This window comes from Streptomyces sp. NPDC059009 (assembly GCF_042740175.1).
GTDB lineage: Bacteria > Actinomycetota > Actinomycetes > Streptomycetales > Streptomycetaceae > Streptomyces.
In genome coordinates, this window is record NZ_JBHYJB010000009.1 from 59,552 (window position 1) to 85,573 (window position 26,022).

General features: G+C 71.3%; 27 protein-coding genes and 1 tRNA gene. 19 read left to right on the forward strand and 9 right to left on the reverse strand.

Annotated features, from left to right (window positions below):
• Window positions 1–2: 2 nt before the first annotated feature.
• A tRNA-Glu gene (locus ACFWYM_RS11095) sits at window positions 3–75 on the forward strand.
• Between the two features lie 76 nt (window positions 76–151).
• Here the strand turns inward: ACFWYM_RS11095 and ACFWYM_RS11100 are convergent.
• On the reverse strand, window positions 152–814 hold the full coding sequence (locus ACFWYM_RS11100) for a MerR family transcriptional regulator (RefSeq protein ID WP_384833480.1): 663 nt from the start codon (window positions 812–814) through the stop codon (window positions 152–154).
• Window positions 815–909: 95 nt separating this feature from the next.
• On the opposite strand from ACFWYM_RS11100, the gene ACFWYM_RS11105 reads away from it, so the two are divergent.
• Window positions 910–1,395, forward strand: coding sequence for a DUF4188 domain-containing protein (locus ACFWYM_RS11105; protein ID WP_384833483.1), 486 nt, complete (start codon window positions 910–912; stop codon window positions 1,393–1,395).
• A gap of 128 nt (window positions 1,396–1,523) precedes the next feature.
• On the opposite strand, the gene ndgR is transcribed toward ACFWYM_RS11105, so the two are convergent.
• On the reverse strand, window positions 1,524–2,240 hold the full coding sequence (gene ndgR / locus ACFWYM_RS11110; RefSeq protein WP_384833486.1) for an IclR family transcriptional regulator NdgR: 717 nt from the start codon (window positions 2,238–2,240) through the stop codon (window positions 1,524–1,526).
• A 182-nt stretch (window positions 2,241–2,422) separates the two neighbouring features.
• On the opposite strand from ndgR, the gene leuC reads away from it, so the two are divergent.
• From leuC to ACFWYM_RS11130, 4 genes are all read left to right on the forward strand, one after another.
• Window positions 2,423–3,847 (forward strand): 3-isopropylmalate dehydratase large subunit, encoded by a 1,425-nt coding sequence (leuC, locus tag ACFWYM_RS11115; RefSeq protein ID WP_384833489.1) that lies wholly within the window; start codon window positions 2,423–2,425, stop codon window positions 3,845–3,847.
• Between the two features lie 5 nt (window positions 3,848–3,852).
• The gene (gene leuD, locus ACFWYM_RS11120; protein WP_384833492.1) at window positions 3,853–4,446 is read left to right on the forward strand and encodes a 3-isopropylmalate dehydratase small subunit; all 594 of its coding nucleotides are present in this window, start codon (window positions 3,853–3,855) and stop codon (window positions 4,444–4,446) included.
• A 249-nt stretch (window positions 4,447–4,695) separates the two neighbouring features.
• Window positions 4,696–4,923, forward strand: coding sequence for a hypothetical protein (locus ACFWYM_RS11125; RefSeq protein ID WP_384833495.1), 228 nt, complete (start codon window positions 4,696–4,698; stop codon window positions 4,921–4,923).
• A 162-nt stretch (window positions 4,924–5,085) separates the two neighbouring features.
• Window positions 5,086–5,745, forward strand: coding sequence for an HU family DNA-binding protein (locus ACFWYM_RS11130; RefSeq protein WP_384833498.1), 660 nt, complete (start codon window positions 5,086–5,088; stop codon window positions 5,743–5,745).
• A 169-nt stretch (window positions 5,746–5,914) separates the two neighbouring features.
• Here ACFWYM_RS11130 and ACFWYM_RS11135 read toward each other — a convergent pair whose 3' ends face one another.
• Complete coding sequence (locus ACFWYM_RS11135; RefSeq protein ID WP_384833501.1) at window positions 5,915–6,118, reverse strand: hypothetical protein; 204 nt, start codon at window positions 6,116–6,118, stop codon at window positions 5,915–5,917.
• A 13-nt stretch (window positions 6,119–6,131) separates the two neighbouring features.
• Window positions 6,132–6,767, reverse strand: a complete 636-nt coding sequence (gene cofC / locus ACFWYM_RS11140; protein ID WP_384833504.1) for a 2-phospho-L-lactate guanylyltransferase — start codon at window positions 6,765–6,767, stop codon at window positions 6,132–6,134.
• 201 nt (window positions 6,768–6,968) lie between these two features.
• Here cofC and ACFWYM_RS11145 point away from each other — a divergent pair, with 201 nt between their 5' ends.
• From ACFWYM_RS11145 to ACFWYM_RS11155, 3 genes are all read left to right on the forward strand, one after another.
• Window positions 6,969–7,769, forward strand: a complete 801-nt coding sequence (locus ACFWYM_RS11145) for a lysophospholipid acyltransferase family protein (RefSeq protein ID WP_384833507.1) — start codon at window positions 6,969–6,971, stop codon at window positions 7,767–7,769.
• A gap of 8 nt (window positions 7,770–7,777) precedes the next feature.
• Window positions 7,778–8,794, forward strand: a complete 1,017-nt coding sequence (locus ACFWYM_RS11150; RefSeq protein WP_384833903.1) for an NAD(P)H-dependent glycerol-3-phosphate dehydrogenase — start codon at window positions 7,778–7,780, stop codon at window positions 8,792–8,794.
• Between the two features lie 66 nt (window positions 8,795–8,860).
• Window positions 8,861–10,030 (forward strand): D-alanine--D-alanine ligase family protein, encoded by a 1,170-nt coding sequence (locus ACFWYM_RS11155; protein WP_384833510.1) that lies wholly within the window; start codon window positions 8,861–8,863, stop codon window positions 10,028–10,030.
• A gap of 16 nt (window positions 10,031–10,046) precedes the next feature.
• Here ACFWYM_RS11155 and ACFWYM_RS11160 read toward each other — a convergent pair whose 3' ends face one another.
• Both ACFWYM_RS11160 and ACFWYM_RS11165 read right to left on the reverse strand, forming a co-directional pair.
• The gene (locus tag ACFWYM_RS11160) at window positions 10,047–10,544 is read right to left on the reverse strand and encodes a DUF3515 domain-containing protein (RefSeq protein ID WP_384833513.1); all 498 of its coding nucleotides are present in this window, start codon (window positions 10,542–10,544) and stop codon (window positions 10,047–10,049) included.
• A 20-nt stretch (window positions 10,545–10,564) separates the two neighbouring features.
• Complete coding sequence (locus ACFWYM_RS11165; RefSeq protein WP_016642988.1) at window positions 10,565–10,798, reverse strand: Lrp/AsnC family transcriptional regulator; 234 nt, start codon at window positions 10,796–10,798, stop codon at window positions 10,565–10,567.
• A 206-nt stretch (window positions 10,799–11,004) separates the two neighbouring features.
• On the opposite strand from ACFWYM_RS11165, the gene ACFWYM_RS11170 reads away from it, so the two are divergent.
• Both ACFWYM_RS11170 and thiD read left to right on the forward strand, forming a co-directional pair.
• A complete protein-coding gene (locus ACFWYM_RS11170) occupies window positions 11,005–11,982 on the forward strand; it encodes a thiamine-phosphate kinase (protein ID WP_384833516.1) in 978 nt (325 codons plus the stop codon).
• Window positions 11,979–12,785, forward strand: coding sequence for a bifunctional hydroxymethylpyrimidine kinase/phosphomethylpyrimidine kinase (thiD, locus tag ACFWYM_RS11175; RefSeq protein ID WP_384833519.1), 807 nt, complete (start codon window positions 11,979–11,981; stop codon window positions 12,783–12,785). Before ACFWYM_RS11170 ends, thiD begins: the two co-directional genes overlap by 4 nt.
• On the opposite strand, the gene ACFWYM_RS11180 is transcribed toward thiD, so the two are convergent.
• From ACFWYM_RS11180 to rpmB, 3 genes are all read right to left on the reverse strand, one after another.
• On the reverse strand, window positions 12,746–14,005 hold the full coding sequence (locus ACFWYM_RS11180; protein WP_384833522.1) for an FAD-dependent monooxygenase: 1,260 nt from the start codon (window positions 14,003–14,005) through the stop codon (window positions 12,746–12,748). The genes thiD and ACFWYM_RS11180 overlap by 40 nt on opposite strands.
• A 64-nt stretch (window positions 14,006–14,069) precedes the next feature.
• Window positions 14,070–17,087 (reverse strand): BTAD domain-containing putative transcriptional regulator, encoded by a 3,018-nt coding sequence (locus ACFWYM_RS11185; RefSeq protein ID WP_384833525.1) that lies wholly within the window; start codon window positions 17,085–17,087, stop codon window positions 14,070–14,072.
• Window positions 17,088–17,237: 150 nt separating this feature from the next.
• Window positions 17,238–17,423: a 50S ribosomal protein L28 gene (gene rpmB / locus ACFWYM_RS11190; RefSeq protein ID WP_030195073.1), complete on the reverse strand. Its 186-nt coding sequence runs from the start codon at window positions 17,421–17,423 to the stop codon at window positions 17,238–17,240.
• A 246-nt stretch (window positions 17,424–17,669) separates the two neighbouring features.
• On the opposite strand from rpmB, the gene ACFWYM_RS11195 reads away from it, so the two are divergent.
• The 8 genes from ACFWYM_RS11195 to rnc all read left to right on the forward strand — a co-directional run bounded on the left by ACFWYM_RS11195 (window position 17,670) and on the right by rnc (window position 25,944).
• Window positions 17,670–19,430 (forward strand): DAK2 domain-containing protein, encoded by a 1,761-nt coding sequence (locus ACFWYM_RS11195; RefSeq protein WP_384833528.1) that lies wholly within the window; start codon window positions 17,670–17,672, stop codon window positions 19,428–19,430.
• 77 nt (window positions 19,431–19,507) lie between these two features.
• A complete protein-coding gene (gene recG / locus ACFWYM_RS11200) occupies window positions 19,508–21,754 on the forward strand; it encodes an ATP-dependent DNA helicase RecG (protein ID WP_384833531.1) in 2,247 nt (748 codons plus the stop codon).
• 88 nt (window positions 21,755–21,842) lie between these two features.
• On the forward strand, window positions 21,843–22,436 hold the full coding sequence (gene rsmD, locus ACFWYM_RS11205; RefSeq protein WP_384833534.1) for a 16S rRNA (guanine(966)-N(2))-methyltransferase RsmD: 594 nt from the start codon (window positions 21,843–21,845) through the stop codon (window positions 22,434–22,436).
• A gap of 26 nt (window positions 22,437–22,462) precedes the next feature.
• A complete protein-coding gene (coaD, locus tag ACFWYM_RS11210; protein ID WP_384833906.1) occupies window positions 22,463–22,942 on the forward strand; it encodes a pantetheine-phosphate adenylyltransferase in 480 nt (159 codons plus the stop codon).
• Between the two features lie 83 nt (window positions 22,943–23,025).
• A complete protein-coding gene (locus tag ACFWYM_RS11215) occupies window positions 23,026–24,117 on the forward strand; it encodes a cell division initiation protein (RefSeq protein WP_384833537.1) in 1,092 nt (363 codons plus the stop codon).
• Window positions 24,118–24,252: 135 nt separating this feature from the next.
• Window positions 24,253–24,936, forward strand: a complete 684-nt coding sequence (locus ACFWYM_RS11220; RefSeq protein WP_384833540.1) for a YceD family protein — start codon at window positions 24,253–24,255, stop codon at window positions 24,934–24,936.
• A 2-nt stretch (window positions 24,937–24,938) separates the two neighbouring features.
• Complete coding sequence (rpmF, locus tag ACFWYM_RS11225; RefSeq protein WP_030676011.1) at window positions 24,939–25,112, forward strand: 50S ribosomal protein L32; 174 nt, start codon at window positions 24,939–24,941, stop codon at window positions 25,110–25,112.
• Window positions 25,113–25,119: 7 nt separating this feature from the next.
• Window positions 25,120–25,944 carry a ribonuclease III gene (gene rnc, locus ACFWYM_RS11230; RefSeq protein ID WP_384833543.1) on the forward strand — a complete coding sequence of 275 codons (825 nt, stop codon included), beginning with the start codon at window positions 25,120–25,122 and terminating at the stop codon, window positions 25,942–25,944.
• Window positions 25,945–26,022: the final 78 nt, after the last annotated feature.

Below are 26,022 nucleotides of genomic sequence, written 5' to 3' on the forward strand. Positions count from 1 at the left end.
TAGCCCCCGTTGTGTAGCGGCCTAGCACGCCGCCCTCTCAAGGCGGTAGCGCCGGTTCGAATCCGGTCGGGGGTACACAAAAAGGTGAGGGGCCTTCCCGTGAGGGAGGGCCCCTTTCCTGTGTCCGGGTGCCCCCGCGCCCTCGGTCTCCCTATGCCTCCGAGTCGCCGCTTCTGCCGCTCCCGAAGCGGCGGTTGGACTCCTCGGCCTGGGCGATGCGGCGCAGGCCGAGCAGCACCGGCTCGTACAGCACGGTCAGCGCCACCGCCGCCTCCAGCTGCTCGGCCGGCTCGTAGCGCTCCATCAAGTCCAGGTCGGTGACCGCCAGTTGGCGGGCCGCACGCCCGTACGGCGCCAAGTCGTCGACGGAGCACGGATATCCGAGCCGCGTCATCGTGGCGATCGCCGTCACCAGCATGCGGTACGCCGGTGACTCGTCCCTCAACTCCGCCACGTAGGGCCAGCCGAGGTGCTCCAGGAGCGCGTCGGCCGTGCGCCGCGCCACCTCCGTCGCCGGGTCGCCGTCCTCGGGCTCCGGGCCGTGCGGCAGGGCCCAGACGGCCGTCCCCAACCGGGAGTTGTGGTCCAGGGACTCGTCCTCCAGGGCCGCGAGCACCTCGCGGGCGGCGGCGACCGGGACCCGGCCCACCTGGATCAGCGCCCGCACGAGGCGGAGCCGCTGCAGATGCGTCTCGTCGTACGCGGCCTGGGTGGCGCTCACCCGGCGCCCGGCGGGCAGCAGGCCCTCGCGCAAGTAGTACTTGATCGTGGCCGGGGAGACCCCGCTGCGATCGCTCAGCTCCGCCAGTCTCATTCCTCTTGCGCCCTTCCTTGGAGAGTGGCACTATCCAAGCATGGATAGCGGAACTATCCAAAGGTTGTGGAGAAGGGTGTGAAGGGGGAATCACCATGAGCGACAAGCCGATCGACGGGCGTATGACCGACGATGCGCGAGGCGGCGTGACCGTCTTCCTCATCGGGATGCGGATCAACAAGTTCCGTGCGCTGCGCAGTTGGTGGCCCGTGTCCCGGGCCATGCCGAGGATGCTCAAGGAGCTGTCCCGGGATCCGGAGAGCGGACTGCTGGGCTATCGCCTGCTGTCGGGCGGCCCGCGGGTGCTCTACACCGTGCAGTACTGGGAGTCGAAGGAGAAGCTCTTCGCGTACGCCACCGCGCCGGACAAGGAGCACCACCCGGCCTGGGCCGCCTTCAACCGCCGCATGCGGGAAGGGCACGGGGACGTCGGCTTCTGGCACGAGACCTATGTGGTGCCCGCCGGGGCCCATGAGTCGATCTATGTGAACATGCCGGCGTTCGGCCTGGGCAAGGCCGCGGGCGTGGTCCCCGTGGGCCGCCGCGGCGAGCGGGCGCGCGAGCGTCTCGGGGCGGCCTGAGCGGCCTCGGCGGCTGGACATGAGTCCGCCCGCAGGGGTCGCCGCGGCGTTGAGGCGGCCCCTGCGGGCGGTGGAGGAATCAGCCGGTACCGGAGTGCGGCCGGTAGCGGCGGCAGCTGATACGGGGATCAGCTGGTGCGGCGCAGCGCCTCGGAGAGGCGGCCGGCCGCGTCGATGACGGCCTGCGCGTGCATGCGGCCCGGGTGCCGGGTCAGCCGCTCGATCGGTCCGGAGACCGAGACGGCGGCCACCACGCGGTTCGAGGGGCCCCGCACGGGCGCGGAGACGGAGGCCACGCCCGGCTCGCGCTCGCCGATCGACTGGGACCAGCCACGGCGTCGTACGCCCGACAGGGCCGTCGCCGTGAACCGGGCGCCCTGAAGGCCGCGGTGGAGGCGCTCGGGCTCCTCCCAGGCCATCAGGATCTGCGCGGAGGAGCCGGCCTTCATCGTGAGCGTCGAGCCGACCGGGACGGTGTCCCGCAGGCCCGAGAGGCGCTCCGCCGCGGCCACGCAGATGCGCATGTCGCCCTGGCGGCGGTAGAGCTGTGCGCTCTCGCCCGTGACGTCCCGCAGGTGCGTCAGGACCGGGCCCGCCGTGGCGAGGAGGCGGTCCTCACCGGCCGCCGCCGCGAGTTCCGCGAGCCGCGGGCCGAGAATGAAACGGCCCTGCATGTCGCGCGCCACCATCCGGTGGTGTTCCAGAGCCACGGCAAGGCGGTGTGCCGTGGGTCGAGCCAGTCCGGTCGCCGCGACCAGTCCCGCGAGGGTGGCCGGACCGGACTCCAGGGCGCTCAAGACGAGAGCCGCCTTGTCGAGAACGCCGACGCCGCTAGAGTTGTCCATGCGTCGATACTCGCGTCTCACTCTGTGAAACGCAAGTTCAAATTTCCGTGGAACACGCCACTCTGTACGAGCGGTCCGATGACCAACGGATTCGTGGCCGGCGTCCGGTACGAGGGGTACGGGCGGCGGCGGACAGATTCTCTAGTTGGGCCGGCTCACCAAGGCCGGTCGGAGGGAAAGCGATGGGTAGGACACTCGCGGAGAAGGTCTGGGACGACCACGTCGTCCGGCGCGCCGAGGGCGAGCCCGACCTCCTCTTCATCGATCTGCACCTGCTGCACGAGGTGACCAGCCCGCAGGCGTTCGACGGCCTTCGCAAGGGTGGTCGTCCGGTGCGGCGGCTCGACCTCACCATCGCGACCGAGGATCACAACACCCCGACCCTCGACATCGACAAGCCCATCGCGGACCCGGTCTCGCGGGCCCAGTTGGAGACGCTGCGCAAGAACTGCGCCGAGTTCGGCGTCCGGCTGCACTCCCTGGGCGACGTCGAGCAGGGCGTCGTCCACGTGGTGGGACCGCAGCTGGGCCTGACCCAGCCCGGCACCACGGTCGTCTGCGGCGACTCGCACACCTCGACGCACGGCGCCTTCGGCGCCCTGGCGTTCGGCATCGGCACCTCGCAGGTCGAGCACGTGCTCGCCACGCAGACGCTGCCGATGGCCCGCCCCAAGACCATGGCCATCACCGTCGACGGCGAACTGCCCGAGGGCGTCACGGCCAAGGACCTGATCCTCGCCATCATCGCGAAGATCGGCACCGGCGGCGGCCAGGGCTACATCCTGGAATACCGCGGCTCGGCCATCGAGAAGCTCTCGATGGAGGCCCGCATGACCATCTGCAACATGTCCATCGAGGCCGGTGCGCGCGCGGGCATGATCGCCCCCGACGAGACCACCTTCGACTACATCCAGGGCCGCGCCCACGCCCCGCAGGGCGCCGACTGGGACGCCGCGGTGGCGTACTGGAAGACCCTGAGGACGGACGAGGACGCGGTCTTCGACGCCGAGGTCTACATCGACGCCGCCGAACTGGCCCCGTTCGTCACCTGGGGCACCAACCCCGGCCAGGGTGCGCCGCTTTCGGCCGCGGTCCCCGACCCGGCTTCGTACGAAGACGCTTCGGAGCGCCTCGCCGCCGAAAACGCCCTGAAATACATGGGGTTGACCGCCGGGCAGCCGCTGCGCGACATCAAGGTCGACACCGTCTTCGTAGGCTCGTGCACCAACGGCCGTATCGAGGACCTGCGCTCGGCCGCCGCCATCGTCGAGGGTCGCAAAGTCGCCGACGGCGTACGGATGCTGGTCGTGCCCGGCTCGGTGCGGGTGGCCCTGCAGGCCGTCGAGGAGGGTCTGGACAAGGTGTTCACCGCGGCGGGCGCCGAATGGCGGCACGCGGGCTGCTCGATGTGCCTGGGCATGAACCCCGACCAACTGGCCCCGGGGGAGCGCTCGGCGTCCACGTCGAACCGCAACTTCGAGGGCAGGCAGGGCAAGGGCGGCCGCACCCATCTGGTCTCCCCGCAGGTCGCCGCCGCCACCGCGGTCACCGGCCATCTGGCCTCGCCCGCCGACCTGTCCGACGCCCCCGCCACCGCCGGAGTCTGAGAGTCATGGAAGCATTCACCACGCACACCGGCCGGGCCGTCCCGCTGCGCCGCAGCAACGTCGACACCGACCAGATCATCCCCGCCCACTGGCTGAAGAAGGTCACCCGGGACGGCTTCGAGGACGGCCTCTTCGAGGCATGGCGCAAGGACGCCGACTTCGTCCTGAACAGGCCCGAGCGCAAGGGCGCCACGGTCCTGGTCGCCGGCCCCGACTTCGGTACGGGTTCCTCGCGCGAGCACGCCGTCTGGGCGCTGCAGAACTACGGCTTCAAGGCGGTCATCTCCTCCCGCTTCGCCGACATCTTCCGCGGCAACTCGCTGAAGAACGGCCTGCTCACCGTCGTGCTCGACCAGAAGGTCGTGGACGCGCTCTGGGAGCTGACCGAGCGCGACCCGCAGGCCGAAATCACCGTTGACCTGCAGGATCGCCAGGTCCGCGCCGAGGGCGTCACCGCCGACTTCGAGCTCGACGAGAACGCCCGCTGGCGGCTGCTCAACGGCCTGGACGACATCAGCATCACGCTGCAGAACGAGGCCGACATCGCGGCGTACGAGGCCGAGCGGCCCTCCTACAAGCCCCGCACCGTGCAGGTCTGAATCGCCCCACGGCGAGCCCGAGCATCTCGAAGTACCCCCAATCGTGGCCGGTTGGGGGTACTTCCATGTGTGCCTCGCGCCACCCCGGGATGACCTGAACGGGTGGTCTCAACTACCTTGATTCTTGCGGCAGAAGAGGCTTGAAAGTCCCTTGCCCTTGGCCTTGCCAGGGAGTCTCAGGATGCCTCCAGAGGTGGGTAGTTACCCCCTGCGGAGGCGACAACTCGCCCCAGATGGCACAATCGGTGCATGGGACGTGACAGCCAACTCGAGCTCTACGGGCTCGTCGCGGACCAACTGAAGGAAGCGCACTCCCGGGTGCGCGCACTGCAAGTCCCGGAGGGCGTACGGATGGCGCTGACCCGGAAGCTGCTGGTCATTACGGCCGCGGCCAAACACGATCTCGCCGATGCGGCAAGGCGTCTGGAGCGATTGATGGCGGACCTCGACGAGGGCCGATTCCCCGAGGACGCCTGAGCGGCCGGCCTCAACATGCCTTCGTGGAACTCCGAGATGGTCCAGTTCGTTGCGGCACAAGGGTGATTAGCCCGTTTCGTGTTTGATTTGCGGTATATATCTGCCTAACGTGCGAAAAAGCCTGAGCAATTCGCTCCAGGCAATGTCTCCGAAGGGGAAGACGTGAACAAGGCGCAGCTCGTAGAAGCGATTGCCGACAAGGTTGGCGGCCGTCAGCAGGCCGCCGACGCCGTCGACGCGGTACTCGACGCCATCGTCCGTGCCGTTGTCAGCGGGGACCGTGTTTCGGTCACCGGCTTCGGCTCGTTCGAGAAGGTGGACCGCCCGGCCCGCTACGCCCGCAACCCGCAGACCGGGGAGCGCGTCCGGGTCAAGAAGACCTCGGTGCCCCGCTTCCGCGCGGGCCAGGGCTTCAAGGACCTGGTGAGCGGCTCGAAGAAGCTCCCGAAGAACGACGTCGCGGTCAAGAAGGCGCCGAAGGGCAGCCTCTCGAGTGGCACTTCGTCCCGTTCGACCGTCAAGAAGGCGGCCGCCAAGAAGACCACGGCCAAGAAGGCGACGGCGAAGAAGACCACCGCGAAGAAGACTGCGGCGAAGAAGACCACGGCCAAGAAGGCGACGGCGAAGAAGACGACCGCCAAGAAGGCCACGGCGAAGAAGACCACGGCCAAGAAGGCGACGGCGAAGAAGGCCACCACCGCCAAGAAGGCCACGGCCAAGAAGACCGCGCCGGCGAAGAAGGCCACCGCCAAGAAGGCGCCCGCGAAGAAGTCCACGGCGCGCAAGACCACCGCCAAGAAGGCCACCGCCCGCAAGAAGTAAGGGCTGAGGGTCACCGGGCTACTCACGCGCCGGGCCGGGCTTCCCCCAGGGGAGCCCGGCCCGCGGCGCGTTCGGGGGCGTACGGGCCGACTGCCGGCCGGAAGAGCGGCCTGGGGCCCGTATCCGTGAAAGCCGTGCGGCGTGCGTCGGAAAGCCCGTGCGGCGTGCGTCAGAAGGTCTGCAGCGTCACCAGCGTGATGCGGCGCTCCTCGCCCGCACCCTCGACCTCGATGCGCACCCGCTGCCCCGGCCGCAGCAGGCGCAGGCCGCCGGCGTCGAAGGCCGGTGCGCCGAACGGCACGGGGGTGCCGTCGTCGAGCAGCACGCTGCCGGTGCGGGATTCGGGGTCGTATGTGTACGCGGTCGCCTGCATGGGGGAAGCGTACTCAGTCCGCGATCAGGAGCTGGGCGGCCGCCGTCGCGGTGCGCGGGCCCACGCCGAGTGCGAGAGCGGCCCGCAGGTCGTCGCCGGTGTCCACGTCCTGGCGCACGGAGTCGACGCCGTCGAGGGTGAGTTCCCGGGCGCCGGAGGCCGTGTGGCGGGCGCGGGAGGCGGTGCCGAAAACCGGGCGCAATTCCGTGTGCGGGGCCGCGGCGAGCAGTGTTGTCCCGATTCCGGCGGCATCCGGCAGAAATGACCGGGGGAATTGGGCCGCGCTATCCAGGACCCGGGCCAATTCATGGGGGCGCAGCGCCGGCAGATCGGCGTTCAGGGCCGCGACGGCCGCGTCCGGACGCTCGGCGCGCACAGCGGCCACCCCGTGCGCGAGCGCGGCGTTGAGGCCCTGTGCGGGCTCGTCGGGGACGATACGGGCGCCCAGGGCCGCCAACTCCCGCCCCGCGCGCGCGTCCGCCGTGACGACCGCCACATCGCGTACCGCGGCGCTGGCCACCGCCGCGGCCACGGTGTCCTGCGCGAACGCCAGGGCGAGGCCGGGGCGCAGGCTGTCGCCCGTGCTCGGTCCGAGCCTGCTCTTGGCCAGGACCAAGGGTTTCAGCGGTATCACGAGGGTCCAGTGCACGTGCGCTCCGTCCGTTGGCTCGGGGTTCATTGTTGTCTGCCGTGGTGAGGTGCCTCAGGACGGGCAGAGGGTGAGGTGGCGCGCAGCGCCTCGATGCAGGGGCGGTGGCGGGAGACGGGCGGGCGTACGGTGTTCTCGACAGACAGGCAGCCTGGGGCGACACTTGTGCGGCCGACCAGGCTCATGGAGGAAGGTGTCCGAGTGTCCCGCCGCAGAATCGGCTTCTGGTACCGCCTGGCGGCGGTCATCGCTAAACCGCCGCTGGTGGTTCTGATCAAGCGGGACTGGCGTGGAATGGAGCACATTCCGGCCGACGGCGGTTTTATCACCGCGGTGAACCACAATTCGCATCTCGATCCGTTCGCGTACGCGCACTACCAGTACAACACCGGGCGAGTTCCGCGATTCCTCGCGAAGCACGGTCTTTTCAAGAAGGGTTTCGTCGGGTCCGTCATGCGCGGCACCGGACAGATCCCCGTGTACCGCGAGTCCACCAACGCCCTCAGCGCGTTCCGCGCCGCGATCGACGCCGTGGAGCGCGGCGAGTGCGTCGCCTTCTACCCCGAGGGCACCCTCACCCGCGACCCCGAACTCTGGCCCATGACGGGCAAGACGGGCGTCGCGCGCGTGGCCCTGCAGACCAAGTGCCCGGTGATTCCCGTCGCTCAGTGGGGCGCCAACCTCGTTCTGCCGCCGTACGCGAAGAAGCCGAACCTCTTCCCGCGCAAGACGCACACGGTGCTCGCCGGGCCGCCGGTCGACCTGGAGCGCTTCTACGACAAGGAGATGACTCCGGAGGTCCTCAAGGACGCGACGGAGGCCATCATGGCCGCGATCACCGAACTCCTCGAGGAGTTGCGCGGCGAGAAGGCACCCGCTACGCGCTTCGACCCGCGCCAGGCGCGGATCGAACAGCGGCGCAAGGCCAAGGCCAAGAACAACGCCGACAGCGACAGCACGAACGGCACCGACAGCACCGACGGTGCGGAGGACAGCAAGTGACGAACTCCATGAACCCGGTTGGCCCCGTGAAGGCCGCCGTCTTCGGAACGGGCTCGTGGGGTACGGCCTTCGGCATGGTGCTCGCCGACGCGGGCTGCGACGTCACCCTGTGGGGCCGTCGCGCCGAACTCGCCGAAGCGGTCAACTCCACGCGCAGCAACCCCGACTACCTCCCCGGCGTCGAACTCCCCGAGAACCTGCGGGCGACCACCGACCCGGCCGAGGCCGCGGACGGCGCCGACTTCACGGTCCTCGCGGTGCCCTCGCAGACCCTGCGCGGCAACCTCGCCAAGTGGGCCCCGCTGCTCGCCCCCGACACCGTTCTCGTCTCCCTCATGAAGGGCGTCGAACTCGGCTCCGCGATGCGGATGAGCGAGGTCATCGAGGACGTCACGAAGGTCCCGGGGGACCGCGTCGCCGTCGTCACGGGCCCCAACCTGGCCCGCGAGATCGCCGCCAGGCAGCCCGCCGCCGCCGTGGTCGCCTGCCGGGACGAATCGGTTGCGCAGCGCCTCCAGGCGGCCTGCCACACCCCGTACTTCCGCCCGTACACCAACACCGACGTGATCGGCTGTGAACTCGGCGGCGCCGTCAAGAACGTGATCGGCCTCGCCGTGGGCATCGCCGACGGCATGGGCCTCGGCGACAACACCAAGGGCTCGCTCATCACGCGCGGGCTCGCCGAGACGACCCGGCTCGGCCTCGCGATGGGCGCCGACCCGCTGACCTTCTCCGGACTCGCGGGCCTCGGCGACCTGGTGGCCACCTGCTCCTCGCCGCTGTCGCGCAACCACACCTTCGGCACCAACCTCGGCAAGGGCATGACCCTGGAGGAGACCATCGCGGTCACCAAGCAGACCGCCGAGGGCGTCAAGTCCTGTGAGTCCGTGCTGGATCTGGCCCGCAGGCACGGCGTCGACATGCCGATCACGGAGACCGTCGTCGGCATCGTGCACGAGGGGACGCCGCCGCTGGTCGCGCTCAAGGAGCTGATGTCCCGCAGCGCCAAGCCCGAGCGGGCCTGACCGGTTCTTGATGGTGGCCGAGGGACGCTGACTACTTTCTGGGCAGCGGGTACCCTCAAACGCAATATGAGCAGCGAGAACCTCCCCCAGAGCCCCGAGCAGAGCCCTGAGCAGCCGCTCCGCAAGCCGCGGGTGGCCGTCGTCTTCGGCGGCCGCAGCTCGGAGCACGGCATTTCCGTCGTCACCGCGGGCGCCGTACTGCGCGCCATCGACCGCACCAAGTACGACGTGCTGCCCATCGGCATCACCCGCGACGGCCGCTGGGCCCTGACCGCCGACGAGCCCGACCGGATGGCCATCACCGACCGCCGGGTGCCGGACGTCGATCAGCTCGCCGACTCCGTGGAGGGCGGCGTCGTCCTGCCCCTGGACCCCAGCTCCCGCGAGGTCGTCTACAGCGAGCCCGGCTCCGTGCCCAAGGCGCTCGGCGAGGTCGACGTCGTCTTCCCGATGCTGCACGGTCCCTACGGAGAGGACGGCACCCTCCAGGGGCTGCTCGAGCTCTCCGGAGTGCCCTACGTGGGCGCGGGTGTGCTCGCCTCGGCCGTCGGCCAGGACAAGGAGTACATGAAGCGGATCTTCATCTCCTTCGGGCTGCCCGTCGGCCCGTACCTGGTGATCCGCCCGCGCGAGTGGGAGCAGGACGAGTCCGGGGCGCGGGCGCGCATCGCGGAGTTCGCCGGTGAGCACGGCTGGCCGCTGTTCATCAAGCCCGCGCGCGGGGGCTCGTCGATGGGCATCACGAAGGTCAACTCCTTCGAAGGTCTCGACGAGGCGATCGAGGAGGCCCGGCGCCACGACCCCAAGATCCTCGTCGAGTCGCTGCTGCGCGGCCGCGAGATCGAGTGCGGGGTCCTGGAGTTCGAGGACGGCCCGCGCGCGAGCGTGCCCGCCGAGATCCCGCCGGTGCAGGCCCACGAGTACTACGACTTCGAGGCGAAGTACATCGACTCGACTCCCGGCATCGTGCCCGCCCCCCTGACGCCCGAGGAGACCGCGGAGGTCCAGCGCCTGGCCGTCGCCGCCTTCGAGGCCACGTCCTGCGAGGGGCTCGTCCGCGCGGACTTCTTCCTCACCGAGGAAGGGCAGTTCGTGATCAACGAGATCAACACGATGCCCGGCTTCACGCCCATCTCCATGTACCCGCAGATGTGGGAGAAGAGCGGCGTCAGCTACCCGGAGCTGGTGGACCGGCTCCTGACGGCGGCCCTGACCCGCTCGACGGGGCTGCGCTGACGCACGTACGACGTGCTCAGGCGATCCCCTTGGGGATGGTCTTCTTGATGGGGGCGGCGAAGTCCGTGAGCGGGCCGAGACCGTCCCCCGTCCGTTCCTTGGGCAGCGTCACCTCGACGTAGGCCAGGCGCGCCCCGGTGGTGAAGGTGTACGAGCCGTCGTCGTGCTTCTGCAGGAGCCAGGCGACGCCGTTCACCTTTACGCCGTTGTTCGGGGCGTAATCGGGATCGACCATCTCGGGGGGCCGCTCCACACCGCAGCGCAGTATGATCGCCGGATCTCCCCACCCGGCGGTCAGGTCCGACGTGGGGCCGGGGTCGGTGCGCTCAAGCCCGTCGAGCTTCTTCGGGAGTTGTGCGTGCAGGTCCCGGCAGAGTCCTGCGGCCTTCGCATCCGGCGACGGAACCGTCACTGACGCCTCGTCGTCCGTAGAGGAGCAGGCCGCTGTCGTGATCAACAAGGCGAGAGCGGACGTTCCTGTGAGGCAGCGGCGCCGGATGCGGGAAGAGAACACCGGCCAAGCGTAGACGGGGGCTACAGGTGCACGACGGGGCAGGTCAGGGTTCGCGTGATGCCGTCCACTTGCTGGACCTTGGCGACCACCATGCGGCCGAGCTCGTCCACCGTGTCCGCCTGTGCGCGCACGATGACATCGTAGGGACCGGTCACGTCCTCGGCCTGAATCACTCCCGGGATCTTGCCGATCAGCTCGGCGACGGTCGACGCCTTGCCGACCTCGGTCTGGATCAGGATGTACGCCTGTACCACGGAACCTCCAGGGCGGCCACGAGGATCATGTGGGAAGAAGGGACGCCACGGTACCGCGTCGTCGCTCGCCACGGGGAGACCTGTGGGAGCTGTGGCGCGCACATCGCGGCGGACGGACAACAGAAGTTGACGGTCACGTCGACCGTACCGACGACAGTGACGGCTCGCGACCGCAAGCGGACCGGGGCAGAAGGGGCAGCGCACGCATGAAGGGCACCGTTGGCGAGTTGGGGGAGTTCGGGCTCATCAGAGAGCTCACCTCGCGCCTGACCTCCACCCCGGCCGTACGACTCGGCCCCGGCGACGACGCGGCGGTCGTCTCCGCCCCCGACCGCCGGGTCGTGGCGAGCACCGACATCCTCCTGGAGGGGCGCCACTTCCGCCGCGACTGGTCCACCGCCTACGACGTGGGCCGCAAGGCCGCCGCCCAGAACCTCGCCGACATCGCCGCCATGGGCGCCGTGCCGACCGCGCTCCTGCTCGGCCTGGTCGTCCCCGCCGAACTCCCCGCCAGCTGGCCCACGGAGCTCATGGACGGCCTGCGGGACGAGTGCCAGGTGGCGGGCGCGGCCGTGGTCGGCGGCGACGTCGTACGCGGAGACACCATCACCGTCTCGATCACCGCGCTCGGCGACCTGCGCAACCACGAACCCGTCACGCGCGCGGGAGCGCAGCCCGGCGACGTCGTCGCGGTCACCGGCTGGCTCGGCTGGTCCGCTGCCGGGCACGCGGTGCTCTCCCGCGGCTTCCGCTCGCCGCGCGCCTTCGTGGAGGCCCACCGCAGGCCCGAACCGCCGTACCACGCGGGCCCCGCGGCCGCCGGGCTCGGCGCGACCTCGATGACGGACGTGAGCGACGGGCTCATCGCCGACCTCGGCCACATCGCCGAGGCCAGCAAGGTCCGCATCGACATCCGCTCCGGAGACGTGGACGTGCCCTCGCAGATGAACGACATCGGGCAGGCCGTCGGCGTCGACCCGCTGCAGTGGGTGCTCAACGGCGGCGAGGACCACGCCATCGTCGCGACGTTCCCGTCCGACGTGAAGCTGCCCGCCCGCTGGAAGGTCATCGGCGAGGTCCTCAACCCCTCGGCACTGCCCCAGGTCACCGTCGACGGGGCGCCCTGGACGAGCAAGGGCTGGGACCACTTCGGGGACAACGGGGAGAGCGGAGCCTCCGAATGACCGTCCCCGCGCGTGTGTTGACGGTCGCGGGCTCCGATTCCGGAGGCGGCGCCGGCATCCAGGCCGACCTGAAGGCCATGCTCGCCCTCGGCGCGCACGGCATGAGCGTCGTCACGGCCGTCACCGCGCAGAACTCCCTGGGCGTCCAGGGGGTTTGGGAGCTCCCCGTGGAGGCGGTGCGGGCCCAGTACCGCAGCGTCGTCGACGACATCGGCGTCCAGGCCGTCAAGACCGGCATGCTCGCCTCGCCCGAACTGGTCGAGACCGTCGCCGAGTTGATCGCGGGCACCGAAGCCCCCGCCGTCGTCGACCCCGTCGGCGTCTCCAAGCACGGCGACTCGCTGCTCGCCGCCTCCGCGCTCGACGCCGTCCGCACCAAGCTGCTCCCGGCCGCCACCGTCGCGACGCCGAACCTGGACGAGGTCGCCCAACTCACCGGCGTACAGGTCGAGTCGGAGGACGACATGCGGCGCGCGGCCGCGGCCCTCCTCGCGTACGGGCCGTCCTGGGCGCTCATCAAGGGCGGCCACCTCCAGGGCGACGCCACGGACCTGCTGACCGACGGCTCCGAAGAGCACTGGTTCCGTGCCCCGCGCCACGACAACCGTCATACGCACGGCACGGGCTGCACCCTCGCCAGCGCGATCGCCTCGCGGCTGGCACAAGGGCAGCCCGTACCGGCAGCCGTCGCCTCGGCCAAGGAGTACGTGACCGGGGCCATCGCCGCCGGGTTCGCGCTCGGCGGCGGGATCGGCCCGGTGGATCACGGCTGGCGGTTCAGGGACGGGGCGTCGCCCGCGTAACCGCCGTACGCCGCGTAGTCCTTGAGGACGAGGTCGCTCGCCGCCTTCTCCGTGAGCCGCTTGAAGAAGCCCGCGAGGAAGCGGGAGCTCAGCATCCGGTACATCCGGTCGCGGCTGCGCATCTTCCGTTCGGTGGCCGGGGCGAGGAACGGCCCCGCGTTCCCGGAGATCTTCTGGCAGCCCTTCGCGTAGGCGCCGATCTCCGCCTCGTACGCGGCGAAGCCCGCCTTGTGATCGCCGCGGGCGGCGGCCAGCTCCCCGGCCAGGACGTACGCGGCGACGAGCGCCGTGCCGGTGCCGATGCCGCCCATCGTGGCGCCGTACCCGGCATCCCCGAGGAGCGCCACACGGCCCTGTGAGAGCCGGTCGACGTGGATCTGGGCGATCGCGTCGAAGTAGAGGTCGTCGGCCTCCTGAAGGGCCGCCAGGGCGGCGGGGGCGTGCTTCCAGGGGAGATCGGCGAACCGCTCGGCGAGGATCCGCTTCTGCTGCGCGGTGTCGTGCCGGTCGTAGTCGATGGGCTCCGCCTTGAAGACGAGGCTCACGCCCGCGTGCGGGTCGCGGCCGTAGTTGCTGAGGCCCATCATGCGGCCGGGGTCGCAGCACATCCGGGCGGTGCGGTCCAGGCCGAGGTGGTTCGGCATCGGGAAGCCCGCCACGTAGTAGCCCTGGTGGCGCAGGTAGCGGGACTCGTCCCCGAAGACGAGGCGGCGCGTGTTGGAGTGCAGACCGTCGGCGCCGACGACGAGGTCGAAGCGGCGGGGCGCGCCGTTCTCGAAGGTGACGTCGATGCCTTCGGAGTGCTCGGTCAGCGAGGCGATGGAGTCTCCGAAGACGTACTCCGCACAGTCCTTCGTCCGCTCGTGGAGGATCTTGGAGAGGTCGCCGCGGAAGATCTCCACGTCGCCGCTCATCAGGAACGCGGGCAGATCCACCCGCTCCTTGTCGTCGACGTCGACGACGGTCTGGCGGCCCATGTCGGTCTGGTGGCGGTGGACTTCGTCCCAGATGCCCATGCGCTGCAGGACGGTGCGGTGGACCTCGCCGCGGAAGTCCACGGCGAAACCGCCCTCGCGCAGGACGGGCGCCTTCTCCACGACGGTGACGCGGGCCCCGTAGCGGGTGAGCCAGAAGGCGAGGGCCGGGCCCGCGACGCTGGCGCCGGAGATCAGGACGTCGAGGTGGGAGAGGCGGGCGGGGTGCGGTGTCGAGTTCGTCATGGGAAGAGCGTGCGGGGGAGCGCTGACCGGCGGCTTACCGTTCGCTCACCGTCGCTGACCGGCCTCACTCCAGGGCGCGTTCTCCCAGCTCCCGGCCCTCTTCGAAGGCTTTCTCGTACGCCTGGGGGCTCACCCGCGCGCGGGCCGCCTCCTCGACGGGTACGACATCGGGGTCGCCCGCGATCAGGGTGCCGCGCACTCCTGTCGCGGCACCGAGGAGCCGGGCCGCGTCCTCCGGGGCCGCGGCGACGGCCGCGAGGGCCTCCGCGACGCCGGCGGCCTCTCCGAAGCCCGAAGCGGGCCCCCGCTCCGGGCTCAGCGCGAGGACGCGGGCCTGCTCGAACCAGTCGGCGGCCTCGTCCGCGCGGGACTCGGCGAGCGCGGTGCGCCCCAGGCCGATGAAGATCCGTACGGTCTCGCCGATGCTGAACCAGTTCGCGGCGCACGCCTCCAGGGCCGCTTCGTAGTGCCCACGCGCGCGTGCCGTGTCCCCGGAGAGACGGGCGACGTCCCCGAGGCCGCGCAGTGCCGTCGCCACCTTGTCGGCGGCGCCCGCCGTGCGCGCGAGGGCCGCCGCGTGCGTGAAGTGCGCCTCGGCCTCCTCGGTCTCGCCCTCGTACAGCAGGACCGTGGCGCGCTGGTGGAGCAGGTCGGACGTCTCTTCAGGGGCGGCCAACTCCCTTACACAGGCGAGCCCTTCGTCCAGGCGCCGCAGCGCGCTGCGGCGGTCGCCCCGCCAGTGCGCGAACATGCCCAGTGGATCGAGGCAGTTGGCCGTGCCCCAGCGGTCACCGGTCTCGCGGAACCGCACGAGGGCCCGCGCGAACACCTCCTCGGCCGCCTCGGGACGGCCCGCGAACCACTCCTGGAACCCGTGCCCGAGGTCGAGCAGCGCGAGCCCCCACGGGTCCGTGCCGACCTGGCGCCGCACCTGGTCCTCCATGGCGTGCTGCGGACCGCCCGCGAGCGACCACAGCACCACCAGGTACGGCAGCCGCAACGGCGGCTCCAGCACCTGCATGAGGGCATGCCCGCGCGCGATGCGATCCGGTTCAGCCGGGTCGTCGCCGTCGCCCTTGACGGTGTTGATCAGGCACAGGAGGTACTCCTCGGCCAGGCCCGCGGGCGGCTGGGAGCCCACGGCGGCGAGGAGCTCACGGGCGAGCGGCACCTGCTCCCCGTGCAGGCCGCGCAGCCGCCAGAACCAGGTGAGCACCGCCATCAGGCGCAGCCCCCGGTGCGGATCGGCACCGACCAGGTGGCGCAGGGCGGCGTCGAAGTTGCCGTGCTCGGCCGACAGGCGCGCCAGCCACGGCAGTTGGTCGTGGCCGCGCAGATACGGCTCGGCGCGCTCGGCGAGGCCCAGGACGTACGCGGCGTGCGCGTCCCGGAAGCGGTCCGCCTCGCCGGCGTCGGCGAGGCGCCCGGCACAGAAGGCGCGGATCGTCTGCAGCATCCGGAAGCGTCCGTCGGCCACCTCGACGAAGGACTTCTCGGTGAGCGACGCGAGCAGGTCCTCCGGATCCCCGACCCCGCAGACGGCCTCGACGGCATCGCCCGTCGCACCTCCGGAGAACACCGTGAGCCGCCGCGCCAGCTCCCGCTCCGCGTCGTCCAGAAGCTCCCAGCTCCACTCCACGACCGCGTGCAGCGTGCGGTGCCGGGGCGCCTTCGTGCGGTCGCCGCGCGACAGCAGCCGGAAGCGGTCGCCGAGGCGCGCGGCGAGCTCCTCGACCGTGAGGGTGCGCAGCCGGGCGGCGGCCAGCTCGATCGCGAGGGGCAGCCCGTCGAGAGCCGCGCAGATCTCCCGTACGGCCGCGGGATCCGCCGCCACACCAGGGCGGACAGCCACGGCCCGGTCCTCGAAGAGCCGCGCGGCGGGCCCCGGCGCCAGCGGCGGCACCGGCCACAGCACCTCCCCGGTGATCCCGAGCCCCTCCCTGCTGGTGGCGAGGACCCGCACCCCCGGACAGGCCCCGAGTACGAGCCCCGTGATCCGGGCCGCGTCCTCCACGAGGTGCTCGCAGTTGTCGAGCACAAGAAGAAGGTCACGATCCTCGAGCGCGGCAAGAAGACGCCCGGTCGTGTCCGCGCCCGACCCCTGGAAGCCCTCACGGACTCCGAGGGCGGTGAGGATCGCATACGTCACCTGGGTGCCGTCACCGAGCGGCGCGAGCTCGACGTAACAGACGCTCTCCCGGTCGCGCACCGCCTCGATCGCCAGCCGCGTCTTGCCCGCGCCGCCCGGCCCTGTGAGCGTCACGAGGCGCGCTCCGGACAGCAGCTCCCCGATCCGGCCGAGCTCGTCGGCGCGCCCGACGAACCGCGTGAGCTGCGCGGGCACCCCCTGCCGCCGCGCGGGCTCCCGGCCCCGCAGGAGCTCCAGGTGCAGCTCTGACAGCTCCGCGGAGGGGTCCGCGCCCAACTGGTCGGCGAGGGTGCGCCGGGCCTCCTCGTACACCGTGAGCGCCTCCGCGGGCCGCCCGCCCGCGTGCAGCGCCCGCATCAGCTGCCCGTACAGCCGCTCGCTCAGCGGCTGCCGGGAGAGCAGCTCCCGCAGCTCCGGTACGAGATCGGGGCCGCCGCCGAGCGCGAGATCCGCGTCGACGCGGTCCTGGACGGCGGCGAACCGCAGCTCTTCGAGGCGGGGCACGCGCGGGTGCGCGGTGGGCAGCTCGGCGAGCGCGGGGCCCCGCCACAGGCCGAGCGCCTCCCTCAGGAGCGCGGCGGCCTGCGGGTGGTCCCCGGCAGCCAGGGCCCGGTGCCCCGCACGCGCGAGCCGCTCGAAGCGGTGCAGATCGACGTCCTCGGGGGAGACGTCGAGCCGGTAGCCGGTGGGGGCCGCCTCGATGTCCAGGCCCAGGCGCCTGCGCAGCCGGGAGACCTGGGACTGCAGGGCGTTCGCGGCTCCGGCGGGCGGCTCGTCGCCGTACAGGCCGTCGGTCAGGCGCTCCACGGAGACGGTGCGCCCGGCGTCCAGGAGCAGCAGCGTCAGCAGCGCGCGGGGGCGCGGACCGCCGGGGTCCAGAGGGCTGCCGTCGGGGGAGCGGACGTCGAGGGGGCCGAGTATGCCGAAGCGCATCCGGCCGATTCTGGCAGGCCACCCGCGCGCGTGGACGGTGAACGGCACACCTGTGTGCGGGCCGACCCACCCGCGTGTGGGTACACGAAAAAGCCGGCCCACCCGAGGGGGGACCGGCCTTTCGGCAACCGGCTAGGTGGCCGCGCTACGTCAGCGCGAGACCTTGCCGGCCTTGATGCACGAGGTGCAGGCGTTGAGGCGCTTCGGCGTCCCGCCGACCACGGCACGCACGCGCTGGATGTTCGGGTTCCAGCGACGGGGCGTACGGCGGTGCGAGTGCGAGATGTTGTTGCCGAAGCCCGGCCCCTTGCCGCAGACGTCGCAGTTGGCAGCCACGGGTCACTCCAAAGACTTCAGATGCACTTACGGTTAAACCCGGCATGCCGGGATCAGTGCAATGATCAGGGTGGCGTTGCCAGGAGGAATGGCCCGATGCGTATCGGGCAACCGGAGCAGCATACAACGGCTGCTTCGGCCTTACGAAATTACCATGGCTCGCCCCGGCCCTGCCCCGAGCCCCCGTGCGGCCTGGGTCTACCCTGCGTCCCAGTCCGGCTCCCGTCCGGATTCCGGGATTCCGCGATGTCACGGATCCCGTGCCCCGGCCGGTCTGCCCAAGGAGGCGAGCAGGTGCAGCAGGACCTCGACGCGGTCGCGGTGCGCACCTGGTGCCGTCTCGCCCTGGACGCCCTGGGCCGGGCCCGCGAGGAGATCGACGCGATCAACGTCTATCCGGTCGCGGACGGGGACACCGGAACCAACCTCTATCTGACCGTGGAGTCGGCGGCCCAGGCGGTCGACGCGGCCTTCACGGGGCACGAGCCCGCCCTGCCGTCCCTCGCCGAAGCCATGCGCGCCATGGCCCACGGCGCCCTGATCGGGGCCCGCGGCAACTCCGGCACGATCCTCTCCGAGCTGCTGCGCGGCATGGCCCAGGTCCTCGCGGCCGAGAGTGACGCACCTCACGCGGACGGCCACGCCCTCGTCCACGCCCTGGAGCAGGCCGCGGGGTCCGCGCGGCGGGCGGTCGCGCACCCCGTGGAGGGCACCGTCCTGACGGTGGCGAGCGCGGCGGCGGACTCCGCGCGCGAGGCCCGAGGCGATGGCTGCGCGGCGGTGGCCCGGGCCGCGTACGACGGCGCGTGCACGGCGCTGGACGCCACCCCGGGGCAGCTCGCGGTCCTGGGGCGCGCGGGAGTGGTGGACGCCGGGGGGCGGGGCCTCGTGGCGGTTCTCGGGGCGCTGGTGGGGGCGCTGTCCGGGGAGGCCGTGCCGCTGAAGAGCGCCGCGCAGGGTGGCGCTGCGAAGAGCGGCGCCCAGCCCTCGAAGAGCGCGGAGGGCGCGGAGGGCGGGCACACGCGCGTGGAGGAGATCGGCGCCGTCGGCTGCGAGGACCCGGAGACCGGGGACGGCGGCCCCGCCTTCGAGGTGATCTACCTCCTGGAGGCGCCCGACGACTCCGTGGCCCGGCTGCGCGCCCGGCTCGACTCCCTCGGCGACTCCCTGGTCGTGGTGGGCGGCGACGGCCTGTGGAACGTCCACGTCCATGTGGACGACGCGGGCGCCGCCGTGGAGGCGGGCGTCGAGGCCGGCCGGCCGTACCGCATCCGCATCACCCACTTCGGCGCCGGAGACGCGCACGCCGCCGGTTCCGGCCGGCTTCCCCGGACGCCCCGGGAGCGCACCCAGCGCGGCATCGTGGCGGTCGTGCCCGGCGCCGGCCTCGCGGAGCTGTACGCGGAGGCGGGCGCCACCACCGTGCCCGCGCGCACCGGTGAGCAGCCCGCGAGCGGCGAGCTCGTCGACGCGATCCGGCGGGCCTACGCGCGCGAGGTCGTGCTGCTGCCCAACGACGCGGAGCTGCGCCACACCGCGGCGGCCGCGGCGGAGCAGGCCCGTGCCGAGGGCGTGCGCGTCGCCCTGATCCCCACGCGCTCCGCGGTCCAGGGCATCGCGGCCCTCGCCGTGCACGAGCCGGACCGGCGCTTCGACGAGGACGTCGTCGCCATGACGTCGGCCGCGGGCGCGACCCGCTACGCCGAACTGGCCGTCGCCGAGCGGCAGTCGTGGACCATGGCGGGCATCTGCCAGGCCGGTGACGTGCTCGGCCTGATCGACGGCGACGTCGCGGTGATCGGCGCCGAGGTGGCCGCGACGGCGCGAGCGGTCCTCGACCGGATGCTCGCCGCGGGCGGCGAGATGGTGACGCTCGTCCTCGGCGACACCGTGCCCGACGAGGTCGCCGAGGAGCTGGAGAAGCACGTGCGCGAGGCGTACCTGGCGGTCGACACCGTCGTGTACCGGGGGAGCCAGTCGGCGCCCATGCTGATCGGCGTGGAGTAGCCGCCGCCGGAGCACGAGGTGGCCCGGCGGGCGGACTTCCGGCACGTACCGGCGGATTGTCAGTGCCGTGGTGTGCAATGGATCTCGTGCCCGCGCTCCAAGAACCCCTGAAGAAAGTGGTCGGCCCCGCCACCGCGAAGGTGATGGCCGAGCACCTCGGCCTGCACACGGTCGGCGACCTCCTCCACCACTACCCCCGGCGGTACGCGGAGCGGGGCGAGCTGACCCGCCTCGCCGAGCTCCCGCTGGACGAGCACGTGACGGTGGTCGCCCAGGTCGCAAGTGCCCGCATCCTGAAGTTCAACGGCGGCCGGGGCCAGCGCCTCGAGGTCACGATCACGGACGGCAGCGGCCAGCTCCAGCTCGTCTTCTTCGGCCGCGGCATCCACAAGCCCCACAAGGACCTGCTGCCCGGCACCCGCGCGATGTTCGCGGGCAAGGCGTCGGTCTTCAACCGCAAGATGCAGCTCGCCCACCCGGCGTACGAGCTCCTGAAGGGCGACGCGGACCAGTCCGAGAGATCCGCCGCCGAAGCGGTCGACTCCTGGGCGGGCGCCCTCATCCCGATCTACCCGGCCACCGCCAAGCTGGAGTCCTGGAAGATCGCCAAGTCGATCGACATGGTCCTGCCCAGCGCCCAGGAGGCCCTCGACCCGCTGCCCCCCGCCCTGCGGGACGGCCGTGGCCTCATCCCGCTTCCCGAGGCCCTCCTCAAGATCCACCGGCCGCACACGAAGGCGGACATCGCCGCCGCCCGCGACCGCCTCAAATGGGACGAGGCGTTCGTGCTCCAAGTCGCCCTGGCCCGGCGCCGGTTCGCCGACGCGCAGCTGCCCGCCGTGGCCCGTGAGCCCAAGGAGGGCGGCCTCCTCGACGCGTTCGACGCCAAGCTGCCCTTCACGCTCACCGAAGGACAGCAGAAGGTCTCCAAGGAGATCTTCGACGACCTCGCGACCGAACACCCCATGCACCGCCTCCTCCAGGGCGAGGTCGGCTCCGGCAAGACGATGGTGGCGCTGCGCGCGATGCTCGCCGTCGTGGACGCGGGCGGGCAGGCCGCGATGCTCGCGCCCACCGAGGTCCTCGCCCAGCAGCACCACCGCTCGATCACCGAAATGATGGGGGAGCTGGCGGAAGGAGGGATGCTGGGCGGCGCCGAGCAGGCCACCAAGGTCACGCTGCTCACCGGCTCCATGGGCGCCGCCGCCCGCCGCCAGGCCCTCCTGGACCTGGTCACGGGCGAGGCCGGGATCGTCATCGGCACACACGCCCTGATCGAGGACAAGGTCCAGTTCCACGACCTCGGCCTGGTCGTAGTGGACGAGCAGCACCGCTTCGGAGTCGAGCAGCGCGACGCCCTGCGCGGCAAGGGCAAGCAGCCCCCGCACCTCCTGGTCATGACGGCCACCCCCATTCCGCGCACGGTCGCGATGACGGTCTTCGGCGACCTGGAGACATCGGTCCTGGACCAGCTCCCCGCGGGGCGTTCGCCGATCGCCAGCCATGTCGTCCCCGCCCAGGACAAGCCCCACTTCCTCGCCCGCGCGTGGGAACGCGTCCGCGAGGAGGTGGAGAACGGCCACCAGGCGTACGTGGTCTGCCCCCGCATCGGCGACTCCATCGACGAGGGGGACGACGAAGCGGCGCCCAAGAAGGGCAAGAAGAAGTCCGCCGAAGAGAAGGCGGAGGAGGCGGCCACCGCCGAGAAGCGCCCCCCGCTCGCCGTCCTCGAGGTCGCCGAGCAGCTCGCCCACGGCCCCCTCCAGGGCCTCAAGGTCGAGGTCCTGCACGGCCGCATGCAGCCCGACGACAAGGACGCGGTGATGCGCCGCTTCGCCGCGGGCGAGACCCAGGTCCTGGTCGCCACGACGGTCATCGAGGTCGGCGTGAACGTCCCGAACGCGACGGCCATGGTGATCATGGACGCCGACCGCTTCGGCGTCTCCCAGCTGCACCAGCTCCGCGGCCGCGTCGGCCGTGGCTCGGCCCCCGGCCTCTGCCTCCTGGTGACCGACATGCCCGAGGCGAGCCCCGCCCGCGCCCGCCTCGGCGCCGTCGCCGCCACCCTGGACGGCTTCGAGCTCTCCCGCATCGACCTGGAACAGCGCCGCGAGGGCGACGTCCTCGGCCAGGCCCAGTCCGGCGTCCGCTCCAGCCTGCGCATGCTGGCCGTCATCGACGACGAGGAGATCATCGCCGAGGCCCGCGAGGAGGCCACCGCCGTCGTCTCCCGCGACCCCGACCTGGAGCACCTCCCCGAGCTCCGCGTCGCCCTGGACGCCCTGCTCGACGAGGAGCGCGAGCAGTACCTGGACAAGGGGTGACAAGGAGGGACGCCCGCGCACGCCATATCGTGAGGACAGCGGCCCGCCCCGAGCCGCGGCCCGTCTCCCGAAGGACCGAAGGACTCACATGACCCGCGTGATCGCCGGCACGGCCGGCGGACGCCGCCTCGCCGTCCCCCCGGGAAACGGCACGCGCCCCACCTCCGACCGCGCGCGCGAAGGACTCTTCTCCACCTGGCAGGCGTTCCAGGGCACCCTCGACGGCGCGCGCGTGCTCGACCTGTACGCGGGGTCCGGCGCCGTCGGCCTGGAGGCCCTCTCACGCGGCGCCGCGCACACCCTTCTCGTCGAGGCCGACGCCAGGGCGGTCCGCACCATCAGGGAGAACGTGCAGGGGCTCGGCCTGCCCGGCGCCGAGGTCCGGGCGGGCAAAGCAGCCCAGATCGTCCAGGGTCAGGCCCCCGCCGACCCCTACGACCTGGTGTTCCTCGACCCCCCGTACGCAGTCTCCGACGACGATCTTCGCGAGATCCTGCTCACACTCCGCACGGAGGGCTGGCTCACGGACGAAGCGCTCGTCACCGTTGAACGCAGTACTAGAGGCGGCGAATTCCGGTGGCCGGAGGGCTTCGAGGCGCTGCGCTCCCGTCGCTACGGGGAGGGCACGTTTTGGTACGGTCGCGCCGCCTCTACGTGCGACGACTCAGAAATCGCACCATGACCGGACCGGAGAGCGAGGGACTTCAGTTGCGCCGCGCCGTCTGTCCGGGGTCGTTCGACCCCATCACCAATGGACACCTCGACATCATCGCCCGCGCCTCCCGCCTGTACGACGTGGTGCACGTCGCGGTGATGATCAACCAGTCGAAGAAGGGCCTGTTCGAGATCGAGGAGCGGATCGAGCTGATCCGCGAGGTCACCGCCGAGTTCGGCAACGTCGAAGTCGAGTCCTTCCACGGCCTGTTGGTCGACTTCTGCAAGCAGCGCGACATCCCGGCCATCGTCAAGGGCCTGCGCGCCGTCAGCGACTTCGACTACGAACTGCAGATGGCTCAGATGAACAACGGCCTCTCGGGCGTCGAGACCCTCTTCGTGCCCACCAACCCCACCTACAGCTTCCTCTCCTCCTCGCTCGTCAAGGAGGTCGCGGCCTGGGGCGGCGACGTGTCCCACCTGGTCCCGCCGCTCGTGCTCGAAGCCCTCAACAAGCGCCTTACGAAAGGCTGATCAAGGGCTACAGTCGCCTCAGCGGGCCCGGGGGACCCGCTTGGTCCGTCTCCCAACCAGCTGTAGAGAGTGGCGAGCACACGGTGGACGTGCAGAAGAAGCTCGACGAGATCGTCGCGTCGGTCGGCAGCGCCAAATCGATGCCCATGTCCGCGTCGTGCGTGGTCAACCGCGCACAGCTGCTCTCGATGCTGGAAGAGGTGCGCCAGGCCCTGCCCGGCTCCCTGGCCCAGGCCCAGGAGCTGATCGGCGGCCGCGAGCAGATGGTCGAGCAGGCCCGCCAGGAGGCGGACCGGATCATCGAGACGGCCCGCGCCGAGCGCGGCTCGCTGATCTCCGACACCGAGGTCGCCCGCGGCTCCCAGGGCGAGGCCGACCGCATCCTCGCGGAGGCCCGCCAGGAGGCCCTCGACGTCCGCGCCGAGGCCGACGACTACGTGGACAGCAAGCTCGCCAACTTCGAGGTCGTCCTCACCAAGACCCTAGGCTCGGTCGGCCGCGGCCGCGAGAAGCTCCTCGGCACCGGCCCGGGCCTGGACGAGCAGGGCTACGAGGACGAGGACGCCCCCGAGCGCAGCCACGACCCCGAGACGCTCCGCCGCGACGCCGACGCGTACGTGGACGCCAAGCTCGGCGCCTTCGAGGCGGTCCTCGCCAAGACCCTGGAGGCCGTCGGCAAGGGCCGCCAGACCCTGCAGGGCCGCGCCCCCGCCGACGAGCTCGGCTCCCTCACGCAGGACGGCGCGAGCACCCACCACTCCACGGACGCCGACTACCTCGCGGACCTCGCCGACCCCACCCAGGCCGCCCAGCAGCAGCCCTCGGCCCAGCCCCCGCAGCCCCAGGCGGCCCCCCAGCTCCCCCAGCAGCAGCCCTACGCCCAGCCGGACCCGTACGGCTACCAGCACCAGCAGCAGGACCAGTACGCGTACCAGCAGCCCTATGGCCAGCAGGACCCGTACGCCTACCAGCAGCAGGACCCGTACGGCTACCCGCAGCAGGGCTACGACCCCAACCAGCTCCCGGGCCTCCCCGAGCAGCAGCAGGCACCGCAGCAGCCGCAGGCGCCCGCTCCCACCGCGCTCGACGAGACCAGCCTCTTCGACACGAGCATGATCAGCATGGACCAGGTCCGCCAGTACGAGCAGGAGCGCCAGTACGGGCAGGGCCGCTGAAGGGCCTCTCCCCAGGGGGATCGGGACCGGATTGGGCCGACAGCGAAAGGTCCAGTATCCTGGCTCTTCGGTCGCGCATACGTCCGCGATCCAGGCTGCCCGTCTCGTGGGACTCCACGCAGGGGCAGCCCCTCCTTGAACTCCCAGGATCCGAAAGCAGGAAAAGCCCTGAGCACGCGCCTCGACCATCGCAACCCTCTCGTGTTCGACACACACGAGCTGGGGCGGCGTCCTGGTGCCATGCAGCGGCTGACCCGCGAGATCGAGGCGCCCGGTTCGCCGGCGCTCCTCGGCATCGAAGGGGTCGTCGGGGTGCCGCAGGGCGCCCCGGTCGAGCTGGAGATCCGTCTCGAGTCGGTCATGGAAGGGGTGCTTGTCACAGGCACCGCCCGTGCGTCGGCCGAGGGGGAGTGCGTAAGGTGTCTGGAGCCGCTGACGCTTGAGGTCGACGCGGACTTCCAGGAGATGTTCTCGTACCCTGACGCCGACGACCGGGGCCGCACCGCGGAACCGGCCGACGACGCCGAGGAAGACGAGGACAGGCTCTATCTTGAGGACGGCATGTTCGACCTCGAGCCTGTGCTGCGTGATGCGGTGGTGCTCGCACTGCCGATGCAGCCGGTGTGCCAGGACGACTGTCCGGGCCTGTGCTCCCAGTGCGGGGCGCGGCTCGCGGACGACCCGGACCACCACCATGACGCCGTCGACATCCGTTGGGCGGCACTGCAGGGACTCGCTGGCACCATCCAGGACGGCGAGAAGGACGAGATGAGCGGCGCCGAAGCGGAAGCGGGCGTCGACGAGAAGCAGGAGAAGTAGCCGTGGCTGTTCCGAAGCGGAAGATGTCGCGCAGCAACACGCGCCACCGCCGGTCGCAGTGGAAGGCTGCGGTCACCCCCCTGGTTTCGTGTGAGCGTTGCCAGGAGCCCAAGCAGCAGCACATCGCGTGCCCGTCTTGCGGCACCTACAACAAGCGCCAGGTCCTCGAGGTCTGAGCGGCTGGTGAGAGGCGCTGTGTCTAGCCCAAAGAAGGCGGAAGACGCCAAAAAGCAGGCAGAGACCACAGCCTCGTCCCACACGCTTCTGGAAGGGCGGCTCGGGTACACGCTCGAGTCCGCCCTTCTGGTGCGTGCGCTGACCCACCGTTCGTACGCGTACGAGAACGGCGGTCTGCCGACGAACGAGCGTCTGGAGTTCCTCGGTGACTCCGTGCTCGGCCTCGTCGTCACGGACACGCTGTACCGCACCCACCCCGACCTGCCCGAAGGCCAGCTGGCCAAGTTGCGGGCCGCGGTGGTCAATTCGCGTGCGCTGGCGGAGGTCAGCCGCGGCCTCGACCTCGGCTCCTTCATCCGGCTCGGCCGGGGTGAAGAGGGCACGGGTGGCCGGGACAAGGCGTCCATTCTCGCCGACACCCTCGAAGCGGTGATCGGCGCGGTCTATCTCGACCAGGGCCTGGACGCGGCGGGCGAACTCGTCCACCGTCTCTTCGACCCGCTGATCGAGAAGTCCTCGAACCTGGGCGCGGGCCTGGACTGGAAGACCAGTCTCCAGGAGCTCACCGCCACCGAGAGCCTCGGCGTGCCCGAGTACCTCGTGACGGAGTCCGGCCCGGACCACGAGAAGACCTTCACCGCTGCCGCCCGCGTCGGAGGCGTCTCGTACGGCACCGGCACCGGCCGCAGCAAGAAGGAAGCGGAGCAGCAGGCCGCCGAGTCCGCCTGGCGCGCGATCCGCGCGGCAGCGGACGAGCGCGCCAAGGCGGCGGAAGCCGCAGCCGGGGGGAACGCCGACACCCCCTCGGCCTCGGACGCCGCTCCTGCCTGACGGTACGTTCACACTGGCCTGCCCCGGACCTCCGGGGCAGGCCAGTGGCTTTACCGCACCCCCTGAGGACGCACCCCG

What these genes read in the sequence shown, in the direction of transcription:
- ACFWYM_RS11100 (WP_384833480.1), bottom strand. Translation starts at nt 814, where the DNA reads ATGAGACTGGCGGAGCTGAGCGATCGCAGCGGGGTCTCCCCGGCCACG.
- ACFWYM_RS11105 (WP_384833483.1), top strand. Translation starts at nt 910, where the DNA reads ATGAGCGACAAGCCGATCGACGGGCGTATGACCGACGATGCGCGAGGC.
- ndgR (WP_384833486.1), bottom strand. Translation starts at nt 2,240, where the DNA reads ATGGACAACTCTAGCGGCGTCGGCGTTCTCGACAAGGCGGCTCTCGTC.
- leuC (WP_384833489.1), top strand. Translation starts at nt 2,423, where the DNA reads ATGGGTAGGACACTCGCGGAGAAGGTCTGGGACGACCACGTCGTCCGG.
- leuD (WP_384833492.1), top strand. Translation starts at nt 3,853, where the DNA reads ATGGAAGCATTCACCACGCACACCGGCCGGGCCGTCCCGCTGCGCCGC.
- ACFWYM_RS11125 (WP_384833495.1), top strand. Translation starts at nt 4,696, where the DNA reads ATGGGACGTGACAGCCAACTCGAGCTCTACGGGCTCGTCGCGGACCAA.
- ACFWYM_RS11135 (WP_384833501.1), bottom strand. Translation starts at nt 6,118, where the DNA reads ATGCAGGCGACCGCGTACACATACGACCCCGAATCCCGCACCGGCAGC.
- ACFWYM_RS11150 (WP_384833903.1), top strand. Translation starts at nt 7,778, where the DNA reads ATGAACCCGGTTGGCCCCGTGAAGGCCGCCGTCTTCGGAACGGGCTCG.
- ACFWYM_RS11155 (WP_384833510.1), top strand. Translation starts at nt 8,861, where the DNA reads ATGAGCAGCGAGAACCTCCCCCAGAGCCCCGAGCAGAGCCCTGAGCAG.
- ACFWYM_RS11170 (WP_384833516.1), top strand. Translation starts at nt 11,005, where the DNA reads ATGAAGGGCACCGTTGGCGAGTTGGGGGAGTTCGGGCTCATCAGAGAG.
- thiD (WP_384833519.1), top strand. Translation starts at nt 11,979, where the DNA reads ATGACCGTCCCCGCGCGTGTGTTGACGGTCGCGGGCTCCGATTCCGGA.
- ACFWYM_RS11180 (WP_384833522.1), bottom strand. Translation starts at nt 14,005, where the DNA reads ATGACGAACTCGACACCGCACCCCGCCCGCCTCTCCCACCTCGACGTC.
- ACFWYM_RS11185 (WP_384833525.1), bottom strand. Translation starts at nt 17,087, where the DNA reads ATGCGCTTCGGCATACTCGGCCCCCTCGACGTCCGCTCCCCCGACGGC.
- ACFWYM_RS11195 (WP_384833528.1), top strand. Translation starts at nt 17,670, where the DNA reads ATGTCACGGATCCCGTGCCCCGGCCGGTCTGCCCAAGGAGGCGAGCAG.
- recG (WP_384833531.1), top strand. Translation starts at nt 19,508, where the DNA reads ATGGATCTCGTGCCCGCGCTCCAAGAACCCCTGAAGAAAGTGGTCGGC.
- rsmD (WP_384833534.1), top strand. Translation starts at nt 21,843, where the DNA reads ATGACCCGCGTGATCGCCGGCACGGCCGGCGGACGCCGCCTCGCCGTC.